This is a genomic window from Algoriphagus taiwanensis (assembly GCF_036245645.1).
GTDB lineage: Bacteria > Bacteroidota > Bacteroidia > Cytophagales > Cyclobacteriaceae > Algoriphagus > Algoriphagus taiwanensis.
The window spans coordinates 1-12194 of sequence record NZ_BTPE01000011.1 but is presented as its reverse complement, the minus strand read 5'-3'; the positions used below and the strand labels follow the sequence as shown (position 1 = coordinate 12194).

Annotated in this window: 13 protein-coding genes and 3 pseudogenes; 13 read left to right on the top strand and 3 right to left on the bottom strand. The window is 44.3% G+C overall.

The genetic code is table 11. The features are described 5' to 3' along the window. The first annotated feature begins 566 nt into the window (after window positions 1–566). The 3 genes and pseudogenes from AAA938_RS14660 to AAA938_RS14650 all read left to right on the top strand — a co-directional run. Window positions 567–1031, top strand: a complete 465-nt coding sequence (locus tag AAA938_RS14660; protein WP_338229493.1) for a hypothetical protein — start codon at window positions 567–569, stop codon at window positions 1029–1031. 72 nt (window positions 1032–1103) lie between these two features. Beyond that, on the top strand, window positions 1104–1334 hold the full coding sequence (locus tag AAA938_RS14655) for a hypothetical protein (RefSeq protein ID WP_338229492.1): 231 nt from the start codon (window positions 1104–1106) through the stop codon (window positions 1332–1334). 61 nt (window positions 1335–1395) lie between these two features. After that, a pseudogene (locus AAA938_RS14650) lies at window positions 1396–1668 on the top strand (type II toxin-antitoxin system PemK/MazF family toxin); the annotation flags it as partial. Between the two features lie 182 nt (window positions 1669–1850). Here AAA938_RS14650 and fabG read toward each other — a convergent pair. Next, window positions 1851–2597, bottom strand: a complete 747-nt coding sequence (fabG, locus tag AAA938_RS14645) for a 3-oxoacyl-[acyl-carrier-protein] reductase (protein WP_338229491.1) — start codon at window positions 2595–2597, stop codon at window positions 1851–1853. Between the two features lie 293 nt (window positions 2598–2890). Here fabG and lpdA point away from each other — a divergent pair, with 293 nt between their 5' ends. From lpdA to AAA938_RS14625, 4 genes are all read left to right on the top strand, one after another. Continuing rightward, the gene (gene lpdA / locus AAA938_RS14640; protein WP_338229490.1) at window positions 2891–4288 is read left to right on the top strand and encodes a dihydrolipoyl dehydrogenase; all 1398 of its coding nucleotides are present in this window, start codon (window positions 2891–2893) and stop codon (window positions 4286–4288) included. A 93-nt stretch (window positions 4289–4381) separates the two neighbouring features. Next, entirely contained in the window at window positions 4382–4915 is a 534-nt protein-coding gene (locus tag AAA938_RS14635) for an RNA polymerase sigma factor (protein WP_338229489.1), read from the top strand. A 1-nt stretch (window position 4916) separates the two neighbouring features. After that, entirely contained in the window at window positions 4917–5750 is an 834-nt protein-coding gene (locus AAA938_RS14630; protein ID WP_338229488.1) for an anti-sigma factor, read from the top strand. A 98-nt stretch (window positions 5751–5848) separates the two neighbouring features. Then, window positions 5849–6301 carry a DUF2721 domain-containing protein gene (locus AAA938_RS14625; RefSeq protein ID WP_338229487.1) on the top strand — a complete coding sequence of 151 codons (453 nt, stop codon included), beginning with the start codon at window positions 5849–5851 and terminating at the stop codon, window positions 6299–6301. A gap of 272 nt (window positions 6302–6573) precedes the next feature. On the opposite strand, the gene AAA938_RS14620 is transcribed toward AAA938_RS14625, so the two are convergent. Together AAA938_RS14620 and AAA938_RS14615 are read right to left on the bottom strand one after the other, a co-directional pair. Beyond that, entirely contained in the window at window positions 6574–7308 is a 735-nt protein-coding gene (locus tag AAA938_RS14620; protein ID WP_338229486.1) for a LytR/AlgR family response regulator transcription factor, read from the bottom strand. Between the two features lie 7 nt (window positions 7309–7315). Then, window positions 7316–9121, bottom strand: coding sequence for a tetratricopeptide repeat-containing sensor histidine kinase (locus AAA938_RS14615; RefSeq protein ID WP_338229485.1), 1806 nt, complete (start codon window positions 9119–9121; stop codon window positions 7316–7318). 178 nt (window positions 9122–9299) lie between these two features. Between AAA938_RS14615 and AAA938_RS14610 the strand changes: the two genes are divergently transcribed. From AAA938_RS14610 to AAA938_RS14590, 6 genes and pseudogenes are all read left to right on the top strand, one after another. Further along, window positions 9300–10253, top strand: a complete 954-nt coding sequence (locus AAA938_RS14610) for a glycerophosphodiester phosphodiesterase family protein (RefSeq protein ID WP_338229484.1) — start codon at window positions 9300–9302, stop codon at window positions 10251–10253. Then, a complete protein-coding gene (locus tag AAA938_RS14605) occupies window positions 10250–11263 on the top strand; it encodes a threonine aldolase family protein (protein WP_338229483.1) in 1014 nt (337 codons plus the stop codon). Before AAA938_RS14610 ends, AAA938_RS14605 begins: the two co-directional genes overlap by 4 nt. A 49-nt stretch (window positions 11264–11312) precedes the next feature. Continuing rightward, complete coding sequence (locus tag AAA938_RS14600) at window positions 11313–11495, top strand: hypothetical protein (RefSeq protein WP_338229482.1); 183 nt, start codon at window positions 11313–11315, stop codon at window positions 11493–11495. Then, the gene (locus tag AAA938_RS14595; RefSeq protein ID WP_338229481.1) at window positions 11483–11662 is read left to right on the top strand and encodes a type II toxin-antitoxin system RelE/ParE family toxin; all 180 of its coding nucleotides are present in this window, start codon (window positions 11483–11485) and stop codon (window positions 11660–11662) included. Before AAA938_RS14600 ends, AAA938_RS14595 begins: the two co-directional genes overlap by 13 nt. 129 nt (window positions 11663–11791) lie before the next feature. After that, a pseudogene (locus tag AAA938_RS20305) lies at window positions 11792–11863 on the top strand (IS1/IS1595 family N-terminal zinc-binding domain-containing protein); the annotation flags it as partial. A 111-nt stretch (window positions 11864–11974) separates the two neighbouring features. Further along, window positions 11975–12194, top strand: a pseudogene (locus AAA938_RS14590) (IS256 family transposase, variant Zn-binding type); the annotation flags it as partial.

Here is a 12194-nt window from a genome sequence, read left to right as displayed (position 1 = left end):
ATGCCGAGTCTGGCTATTTATCATTTCAAGAATCAGTTTCCTATCAAAATAAGGAGGTTTTATACACCAAATGGAACGAGATAATAAGTTTCTTCGATCCAAAAACAGGAAGAAAAATTTCAACTTTTAAGATCCCAAAAGAAGGGCCAGAAGGGATTAAAGGTGGGGCAGAAATTGCCAAAGTTTTCGATAATGGAATAATTGCAGTTACCAACTCCATTGGCATGACAAACTATTATCAAAATGAGAAGCTTGTTAACTCTTTCAAAAGAGATATTGAATTGTATGAACCAAAAGGATATTTATACTTTCCTGACAACAGGGATGCGTTACATCAAATTTCTGAAAATCAATATGAGTTCACTTTCAATCCATTCAATTTTATGGGGTTCCGAGAAGGAAAAGACGGTTTAGATTTGGAGTTTGGCTCCTGGGTTGGTTCCTACGATCTAGAGGGAAATTTACTTTGTAAGTCAAATTTTAAAGCTCCATATGATGAATCATACAAAAATTCTTCCATAGGAGGCAAACTTTTAAGGTTAGTAGATCAAGAGAAATCTTGGCTTATGTTTCCCTATTCAGATTCCTTGTATCAAATCAAAAACTGTGAAATCATCACTCGCAAAAAACTTGACTCTAAATCTTTAATCCAGTATTTCCCTGAAAAAATTGAAGGTGACTCAAGAAGCGCCAGATGGATTAGGCCTGAAAACGGAGCGCTCAATTCCCACCTCTTTCGTGACATTGGCTCAAACACCTACGTCAGATTGGTCCGGCTTAAGGAAAAAAGAAACCAGCCAGAAATCACAGATGTAAGAAAAAGGCTGTATCTGGATGAGGTCACCTACTTATTGCTGGTATATGACCTAGACTGGAACCTCAAAGCAGAGCTTGAAATAATCTATCCCTCAGGAACCCGATTTGAAAACCTGTTTTCCACCTCTCAGGGACTTTTCATCAACAAACCTGAGCAAAAGTCGGAAGACGAGTATGAGTTTTATAAGATTGATTTGAGTCGGTTCGGGGATTGACCTTTGGTGTTTTCAAAAATCCTGAAAGACATTTTAAGTTTATTCCAAAAGCTTTTTAATAAATTTAGCAATATGAAAGCAATTGAAATTAAGACTATTACCAAATCTGACGGTAGCATTACCTTAGAATCAACCGGTTTGAAAGCCGGGATTCCGGTAAGAGTTTTAATTCTTTCGGAAGAAGAGGAGATGGAAGAAAAGAATTATCTGAAATTCCTATCAAACAATCCTTCGCTTGACTTTTTAAACGAGCCTGAAGAAAATGTCTACACTATCAAAGACGGAAAACCTTTCAAAAATTAGAGGAAAAGTCGTTTTAGTCCCTTTCCCCTTTGAAGATTTTTCTACTTGAAAAGTACGCCCAGCTCTTTGTCTATCCGAACCCATTGGGAAATATGAACACGTTGTTGTGGCATTTATTTCAAGTAAAATCAGCGATCAGCTTGAAGAAACAGAGCTTGAAATAAATCCAACAGAGCCGGAATGGCAAGAAACCGGATTAATCGTTCCGTCTGTTTTAAAACTTCACAAAATGGTTTCTTTACCCAAAACTCTTCTTTTGAGAGAATTGGGAGATTTTTCGGAAAGCAAGATGGAAAATATCGAAAATGGAATTAAGATAATTTTTAAGATCTGATAAGAAGCTTTTTTCTTTCCCACAGATATCCACAGATCAAAAAAAACAGATTTTCACAGAGACGCTAAAGACTTTTTTTTCTGGGTAAATCTGTGACTTTTTCTGTGCAAATCTGTGGGACAAAAACAAAAAACGGCTGAATCTCTCCAGCCGCTCGTAAATCATTATTCTAAAATCATAAATCAAGTATACATCGCTCCATTCACATGGATCACCTGTCCTGAGATATAAGTACTCATATCTGATCCTAGGAATACACAGACATCAGCGATTTCTTCTGGCTTGCCTCCACGCTTCATCGGGATCGCATCTCTCCAGCCCTGCACCGTCTTTTCATCCAGGACTTCAGTCATCTCTGTTTCGATAAATCCGGGCGCTACAGCATTGCAACGGATATTTCTGGAACCCAATTCCAAAGCCACGGATTTGGTAAAGCCGATGATTCCTGCTTTGGAAGCAGCATAGTTGGCCTGACCTGCATTTCCTTTGGCACCGACCACAGAGGTCATGTTGATGATCGAGCCAGACTTGGCTTTCATCATGGTGCGGGTAGCCGCTTTTACGGTATTAAAGCAGGATTTGAGATTGACGTTCATGATTTCATCCCAAGATTCCTCAGTCATTCTCATCAGCAAATTGTCTCGGGTGATCCCGGCATTATTCACCAAAATATCCAAAGCTCCGAAGTCCGCCACTACGGAATTGACCAATTCCTCAGCAGCTTTGAAGTCAGATGCGTCTGAGCGATAGCCTTTGGCTTTTATCCCAAAAGCAGCCAATTCGGTCTCGAGTGCCTGTCCTTTTTCCACGCTGGAGAGATAGGTAAAAGCTATGTTTGCACCTTCCTGCGCAAATCTGATGGCAATTGCCCGTCCGATCCCTTTAGAGGCACCGGTGACCAAGGCAGTTTTTCCTGAAAGTAATCCCATGAAGATCAAAATTAAGTTTGGTCAAAATTAGAAAAAAAGCCCGGACTTTGGATTTTCTCACCTTGCACAAGCTTCTTAAAAACTGAATCACAGCATTTTAAATGTCAAAAACCACAATTTCAGAAAGAAGTCTCGGTCAACTTTTCTTTTGACCAAATTTTTCCTTTGAATTTGGTTTTCTTTCCTTTTCAAGCCCATTTACCCTGCTTCACCTCATTCAAAATGAGTTTTTTTCTGAACCCAAAAGGCCTATTTTTGCACAGTTTCATTTTGTAATCAAACCCATTTTAAATATGTCTTCGACAAAATTTGACTTGATCGTGCTGGGAAGCGGACCGGGAGGATACGTGGCGGCTATTCGCGCTTCTCAACTCGGATTGAAAACCGCCATCATTGAAGCGGAAGAGCTAGGCGGAATCTGCCTCAACTGGGGCTGTATCCCTACCAAGGCTTTGCTGAAAAGTGCCCAGGTCTTCGAATATATCAGTCATGCTTCCGACTACGGGATTTCCGTGAAAGAAGCTGAGGCAGACTTTACCGGAATGGTGAAAAGAAGCCGAAACGTGGCCGATGGCATGAGCAAAGGCGTGCAGTTTTTGATGAAGAAAAACAAAATCGAGGTCATTGCAGGATGGGGGAAAGTTCAGCCGGGCAAAAAAGTCGAGGTCGCAGATAAGGAGGGTAAAAAAACAGTCTATTCTGCGGACAACATCATCATCGCCACTGGTGCAAGAGCACGCGAGTTGCCTTCGATGAAAATCGATAATGAAAAAATCATCGGCTATCGCAAAGCGATGACTTTGGAAAACCAACCCAAGAAAATGGTGGTGGTAGGTTCCGGAGCCATCGGAGTTGAGTTTGCTTACTTCTACAATGCAATCGGTACAGAAGTGACGATCGTAGAATTTATGGATCGAATTGTACCGGTAGAGGACGAGGAAGTATCCAAAGCTTTGGAAAAAATCTACAAGAAAAGCGGGATCAAAATCATGACTTCCTCCGAAGTCACCGGAGTAGACACCAAAGGAAAAGGATGCAAAGTGACCGTAAAAACTTCCAAAGGCGAGGAAACTTTAGAATGTGATATCGTTCTTTCCGCTGCAGGTGTGGTTTCCAATTTGGAGAATATCGGCCTTGAAGATGTAGGAATTTTGGTAGACAAAGGCAAAATCCAAGTCAATGACTACTACCAGACCAATATGCCGGGCTACTATGCTATTGGAGACGTTGTCCCCGGACCAGCATTGGCGCACGTAGCTTCTGCTGAAGGCATCATCTGTGTGGAAAAAATCGCAGGCCATCATCCTGAGCCTCTGGATTACAAAAACATCCCTGGATGTACCTATTGCTCTCCGGAGATCGCCTCTGTGGGCTATACCGAATCCAAAGCAAAAGAGGCAGGATATGAAGTTCGCGTGGGCAAGTTTCCTTTCTCGGCTTCAGGTAAAGCTTCAGCAGCCGGAGCAAAGGACGGCTTTGTGAAGCTGGTATTCGACAAGAAGTACGGAGAGTTGCTTGGCGCACATATGATCGGTGCCAATGTCACTGAGATGATTGCTGAAATCGTGGCTATCCGCAAACTGGAAACCACCGGTCATGAGCTAATCAAGACAGTCCACCCTCACCCGACCATGTCAGAAGCCGTGATGGAGGCAGCGGCAGCAGCGTATGATGAGGTGATTCACCTTTGATTTGATAATATTTTGAAAATAATCAGACACCGGGACCAAACATTTGGCCCGGTGTTTTACTTTTAACGCTTTAACATCACAATTGACCAACTTTTGCAGGAAGAAGAAATCATAGCAGGCCTAAGGGCACGAAACCGGCAGACTACTGAATACCTCTACGAAAAGTATTCCCGTGCCCTCATGGGGGTAATTCTTCGAATCATCTCCGACCACGATATTGCCGAGGAGGTTTTTCACGATTCCTTTATCAAAATCACGAGAAAGATTGACTCCTACGAAGAGTCCAAAGGCCGCTTATACACCTGGATGGCCAATATTTGCAGGAATTCCGCCATTGATAAACTTAGATCCAAAGAAATTTCCCAAACCGGAAAAACCAATGCCATTGATGACTTCGTATTTGGAATCGAAAGTCAGTCAGGAACCTTGGAGCATGTAGAAGGAATTGGCGTGAGGGAATTGATGAACCAACTCACTGCCGATCAAAAGTTTATAATCGAGTATATTTACTTCCAAGGCTATACCCACTCGGAAATCTCGGAAGAATTTGACATCCCTCTCGGCACGGTTAAATCCCGAGTCCGGGCAGCATTACAAGTATTGAAGAAGAATTTAGAAAAAATCTAGCGTGAACATCCAAGAATACATCGAATCAGGCAAACTGGAGCTCTTCCTGCTGGGAGAGTTGACCGAGCGTGAGCGAGAGGAAGTGATCGCTATGGCCAAAGCCCATCCGGAAATCCAGCAGGAACTGGATGCTTTGGAAGAGGCTATGTTTGCATTTGACAACCTGACAGGAAAATTTCCTTCAGCTCAAGTCAAAAAGAAAATCTTCGCTTCCCTGGAAGAAGATTTCAAGGAAGAAGAGGCTCCGAAAGCAGCTCCAATGCCAAATCCTGCACCTGTTGAGACCAAGGTTGTCAAGCTTAGCCCTTGGAAGTCCTTTGCAGTAGCAGCATCCTTGGTAGCAATTCTAGCCAGTGCAGCTGCGATTTACTTTGCAGGCAAATTCTACGAAACAGATCAGAAATTCACTGCGCTCCTTCAAGACCAGCAGGTATTGGCCGAAAATCTGAACCAAGTCAAGCTTCAATACGAGGAGACCGATTCCCGTTTGGACCGCCTGGTAGCTGGTGATTTCCGAAGAGTGGAAATGAAAGGGGAAGCCCTTCCCATGCAAAAAGACGCCAAAGTAGATGTCTTCTGGGATCAAAAGGCACAGGAAGTCTTCGTAGCTGTGAATAACTTGAATTCACTATCTGCTGAATTTGACTATCAGCTTTGGGCGATCGGAAAAGATGGTCCTGTCGGAATCGGTCTAGTGAATCCGGGTGAAAAATTTACGCTTCAACAAATGCAAGCCGTGGCAGAAGCGGGTGCTTTTGCAATCACCATCGAACCGAAAGGCGGGTCTCAGTCTCCGACATTAGAAAAACTCGTCGTGCTGGGAGAAGTAGCATAAGGAAAAATGAAATTCATATTCAGCCTGCTTTGAAAAGAGCAGGCTTTTTTCATCCCTTTTTCTGAACTTACCCCTCCTGAAAGCACTTTCTTAATTCTATGGAACTCCAACTCTCCACTCCTGCCCTGCTTTTTTCTGCCATCACTTTGCTGATGCTGGCATTTACCAACCGGTTTTTAGCCATCGCCACCCTGATTCGAGGGCTGCATAAAAACTACCTCAAGGAACCCGATCAGGAAATCATCGTGGAGCAGATTCACAACCTTCGAAGAAGATTAACACTCATCAAAAACATGCAGCTTTTTGGGGTATTCAGCTTTCTGATGTGCGTAATCTGTATGTTTTTGCTCTTTCAGGGATATACCGCAGCAGCCAATTGGGTTTTTGTGGCGAGTATGATTTCTCTTTTGGTGTCCTTGGGGATCTCCTTGGTAGAAATTCAGATATCCACCAAAGCACTCAATCTGGAACTGTCGGATATGGAAGAAATTTTTGAAAAAAGAAAGAGTGGATTGGATGCCTTTTTCCGAAAGGAACAGAAAAAGGAATAAAAAGATCAGGTTAAAAAATCTGCCCAATACACCCCTGTTTGATGCAGTTTTGCTGTCAGAAAAAAAGATGGAAAAAGTGGTTTAAGGAAAACACGATGGCCAAATAGAACCCCAACCAAATAACCTGTTTGAAGAAAGTTTTGAGAGCCATGTCCATCTGCTATCCTTTATTGATGTTTCAAAAATAGCCCTAAAAATCACCTCAATTCTGCCAAATGAGAATTTGCGGGGATATCTTGAGAAAGTGAATACTACGGGATAGAATCTGAAAATCAGGCCTCGCGAAGGGCCTGAAGCAATTGCTCTTTTTTGCGGGTGGCCAAAGGTACCGGGCTTCCGTCTTTAAGATAAATTGTCCCACCATCCCGCTTATCCAAGTGGTCAAAAAAGGCCAAATTGATCAGATGGGACTGATGGCATCGGAAAAACCCGGATTTCTCCAACAGCTCCGCAAACTCCTTCAGGGTCTTGGAAATCAGCAATTTTCTTCCGTCAGAGAGAAAAAACCGGGTGTAATTGTCCTCAGACTGGCAGCGGATGATTTCCTCCACCTGTACCCGATAGACATTTTCGGCATCGGAAAGCACCAGCTGTCTTACTTTTTCCTCCTTTTGGGCAAGCATCGCCTCTTCTACCTGAAAATCCTCAATGGGCTTTTGGTTTTTTGCTTTGGCCACTGCCTCCACCAAATCATCCGGATCTACTGGCTTGAGAAGGTAGTCTATCGCCGAGACCCGAAAGGCCCGGATGGCATACCCTTCATGCCCGGTCACAAAAATGACCCGGAATGTCCGCTTCTTTATCAGATTGAGTAAATCAAACCCGGTACCATCAGCCATCTCGATATCCAAAAAAACCAGATCGGCCGGATTTTCTTTCAGGCATTCCAACCCGGACCTGACACCGTCAGCTTCTGCCACCACCTCTACCTCAGGAGTAAATTCCCGAAGAAGCAATTTGAGATTTCCCCGGATGTGGGACTGGTCATCTATGATTATGGCTTTCATCTGCGAGTCAGTTTGATAAATAAGGAACCAAAAGCTGGACTTCTGTTCCCTGCTCTTTACGTTCGGATCGATCCAATAGATTGAGCTGAATTTGATTTTTCAGCTTCCTATTGTAGTTGTCTATCCGTTCCCTGATGATGGAAGTGGCTAGGGAGCGATGGCTTTCTTTTGCTTGGAAAGCAGAAAGGATTCCCACGCCATTGTCTTTGACAATAATCTCCACATACTCCCCGGCAAGGCTAAACTCCACTTCAATTTTCCCTCCGGTCTCCTTCAATCCGTGCTGAATGGCATTTTCCAAAAAAGGCTGCACAAACATAGGAGGAATGGATATCTGCCCGGAATCCAAGGCCCCCAAGCACTCGATCGAATAGTCAAATTCCTTTTGCAGAAGAATCTTTTGGATCTCCAAGTAATTTTCCAGCATGCGTATTTCCTCCTCGAGTAGGATGTATTCCTCTCGGGAATTTTCCAATACTTGGCGCATCAGCTTGGAAAACTTCCCCAAATACCGGGAAGCCAATGCCCCCTCGGATTTGAGCATAAAGTTTTGGATGGATGAAAGAGCATTGAAGATGAAGTGGGGATTGAGTTGAGAGCGGAGAAACCGCTGCTCCAACTCCGCCATCTGGGCTTCGGATTTAAGCTTTTTCCGTTGGTAATAGCTATATCCCAAACCTGCGATAAGAAGTACTCCTATCCCGCCAAACCAGAGCAACTGATTCTTCTGGGTCAGTTCCAGGCTTTGAATTTCATTTTGTTGGGAAAGAGCGAGGATTTCCGATTCTTTCTTTTCCGATTCATATCTCACTTTAAGCTCCTCCAGTGTTTGAGCTTTTTCCAATGAAAAAATACTGTCCTTGGCCTGCTGCCACTTCCGGAAGGAATCCAAAGCCAAGGCTAGTTTTCCGCTTTTCTCCTGCACCTGAGCCAAGCCCTCGTACCCGTCCTGAATTAAGGGCAAGGCCTGAATCTCCTCGGCTATTTTGATTCCTCGCTGATAGTAAGCTTCCGATTCCCTGAGTTGATTTTGCCCGGCATACACATCCGCCAAGCCCAAGAGGATAGTGGCGATATTCCTCGTGTATTGTCCCTCTTCGGCGATTTTCAGTCCAGTGAGATACTCCTCTTCCGAGCGGGGCAAATCTCCCAAAGAAAAATAAACTGAGCCCAGATTGCTTTTTGCCATCATAATGCCTACCTCAATTCCTCCTTCCCTACTGACTTCTTCCACCCGGCCAAAGGCCCAAAGTGCGCTGTCATAAACCTGAAGCTTGTCGTAAGCAGACCCTAGGTTATTGTACAAAATCGCCTGACTTTGAAGCATTTTTTCCCTTTCGGCAAGTTGAATAGCGTTCTTATACACAGAAATCGCCTTACGGGTATCACCTGTTCGGTTGTAAATGATGCCAAGATTGTTGTACACCGCGAGAAGGTTTTTTCCAAACCCACCAGCTTCAAGGTATACCCGCTCAGCCTCAAGGACAAAAGAGAGCGCCTTTTCCAAATCTCCCACTTGCAGGTAGTAGGCACCGATGGAGTTATTGGCCAGCCCCATCCCTAATGGATAGTTGATCCGAGTGGAAATCTCCAACGCTTGTTCTGCAAAATACTTTCCTCCCTGTTCCTCCATAAAGGTGCTTGCCTCGCAGAGTTCAATTAGGAGAGCTACACGAACTGTATCCTCCAAGTCACCTTTCTGAAGCACCTGCTTGAGGCTATCCATCCGCGCTACCTGAGATAGCGCAGGACAAAAGGTCAAGGCAAAAAGGACCATTGACAGGAAAAGGCTCCTTGGATTCGTACTATTCAAAAGAATCAGGGGATTTCAGGGTGAATTGTGCCTTGAAATTGGAGAAAAACGGGCAATTCTAAAAGCCAAAATCCCACTTTTGCGAAAGCTGCTGGGATAATTCCTATACACCATTTGAAAAAATCAATTTTTATTATCCCTTCCTTTCTTCCTATTTAGCAGAAAATAAAAGAACCCTATGAGATCTACCCGAGGTTTGACCTTTCTCTTTCTGTTTTCAATTCTCATTTTTGCCTGCAAAAGCCCTCAAGCAAAGCAGGAGCAGCTAGCCTTAGCCGAAACCGCCTCCCATGCAATCCGCTTATTCGATCTGGATGAGACGCGTGACTTTTACAATTGGGCTTCCGACCGCATTCCCCTCGTGTCTGCCCACCGAGGAGGACCCTATCCAGGCTTTCCCGAAAATGCCATCGAGACCTTTGACAACGTCCTAAAATACACCCCTGCAGTCATTGAGCTGGATGTAGCCATGACTTTGGATTCGGTTTTGGTTCTCATGCATGACGACGACCTAGACCGAACCACCAACGGAACCGGAAAAGTCAATGAGGTCACTTTTGAATACCTCCAAAGCCTCTTCTTGGAGGACAATGATGGGAATCTGACAGAATTCAAAATCCCCACTTTGAAGGAAGCCTTGCTTTGGTCCAAGGGAAAAGCCCTTCTCACCGTAGACATCAAGCGCTCGGTACCTTTTGAGAAAGTGGTGGAAGAAGTGAGGGAAACGGAAAGCGAAGCCTACGCGGCATTGATTTCCTACACTTTTCCCGCTGCCAAAAAGCTGAACTCACTCGCTCCTGAATTGATGCTTTCGGTGACTATCCGAAACGAGGAGGAAATCCAAAGGCTGGAGGAAACCGGCATTCCCTGGGATCGGGTGATTGCTTTTACCGGATTGGCAGAGAGAACTCCCGAGTTTAACAAAGCTCTTCACGACCGGGGTGTTTTCACCATTTTGGGAGTATTGGGTAACCTGGATCAAAGTGCAGAGGCCCGGGGAGATCAATTGTATGCCAGTTTTATCCAAAATGGAGCCGATATTTTGGCCACCGACCGACCCATAGAGGCTGCGGCAGCCATTCAGGCCTTAGTTCCTAACAACAGTTCAAAAGCAAAGTATTTCACCCGATGATTATTGATTTAAGAAGCGATACCGTCACCCGGCCTACACTGGGAATGAAAGAAGCCATGTTTAATGCCCCGGTGGGCGATGATGTGTTTGGAGAAGATCCGACAGTCAATGCCTTGGAGGAAAAAGCCGCCCAACTTTTTGGAATGGAGGCTGGACTTTTCTGTCCTTCCGGCACCATGACCAATCAGATTGCTATTCGACTACACACTCGAATTCAAACTGAGGTCATTTGCCACAAATACTCCCACATCTATCTCTATGAAGGAGGCGGAATCATGGCCAATTCGCATGCTTCTGTCAAGCTTCTGGAAGGAGATCTGGGAAAAATCACAGCATCCCATGTCGCCGAATCCATCAATCCCGACGATGTGCATGCGCCTGAGACTACCTTGGTTTCTTTGGAAAATACCATGAACAAAGGTGGAGGAAGCATTTACACGCTGGAGGAAATAAAGCCAATAGCTCAACTGTGCAAGGAAAAGGGTATCAAACTCCATTTGGACGGAGCCAGATTGTTCAATGCCTTGGTTGAGACCGGAGAAAGTCCAAAAGATTGGGGAGCGCAGTTTGATACGATATCGATCTGCCTGAGCAAAGGTCTGGGTTGCCCGGTGGGGTCCTTGCTTTTGGGTTCCAAAGCTGATATCAAGCGGGCACGAAAAGTCCGCAAGGTCTTTGGGGGCGGAATGCGTCAGGCAGGATTCCTCGCAGCAGCAGGGATTTACGCTTTGGATCATCAAGTGAAAAGACTGAAAGAAGACCATGCCCGGGCCCGAGCTTTGGGAGAAATGCTAAGCAAGCTTCCTGTAGTTTCGGAGATTTTCCCGGTGGCTACCAACATCGTGATTGCTCGATTGGAGGGAATGACCCCTGAAGAATTCATGAAAAAGCTCGCTGAACAAAATATCAAGTCGGTGAAATTCGGTCCGGATTTAGTCCGGTTTGTAACCCATCATGATTTCCGGGACGAGCATTTGGAGGAGTTTGGGAAACGAATAATGACTATTTGAATTAGCTTAAATTGAATATTTGGCGTTAAATTAACCAAAAGCTAAACTTATGATTACCAAAGAGAAAGCGATAGAAGCAATTAAATCACTTCCTGATCAATTCTCAATTGAAGAATTGATGGATCGTTTGATTCTACTAAACAAAATTGAAACAGGGATCAAGCAGGCAGAGCAGGGTGAAGCTTACACCTCCGATCAAGCCAAAAACATGATCAAAGAATGGTCAAAATAACTTGGTCAAAACAAGCGATTGAAGACATTCACAGAATTCAGGAATATTACTCTGATTTTGCTGTAAGCTTTTCAAACCAGCTTGTTGATCAAATTTTTGAAAAAGAAAATCTGATTGCAATCCATCCGGAAATCGGCCGAGTTGTACCAGAATTAAACAAGATCTAATGGTCAAAAATAGTTGGTGAAACACCATCTAATCATCTGATAATAAATTATTTACAAGGGCCTTATTGAAACCAGTTTCAATAAGGTTTTTTTGTTTCATGAAAACTTCAAAAAAAGCGGTGCTGGGCCTGTGGGTTTCTTGACTCAATCAAGTGGGGAAAACAGGCCGGCAAGCAGCGATATAAGTGTAAAAATTGCGGCATTCTGTTCACTGTTTCCAACCCCTCTGTAGCCAAAAGCAACCAGTTTGTTTGGTTTAAAAAGTGGATAGTTGGGAAGCGTACTTTTGATCAATTGGTTTCTGAGACTGGGATGAGCAAAAGCACGATTCAGCGGCTTTTTAAAGGCTATCTGAAAGAACCGCCGATACTGAGTGTCTACCCTTCCGAGCGGGTGAACCTGCTCATTGACGGCACGTATTTTAGCAGGGATTTATGCCTGATTTTGTACCGGGACAACACGATCAAGTTCACCCAGCTCTATCGGTTCAGCGATGGAGAACGATACGAAGAACTCAAAGAAGACCTGGAAA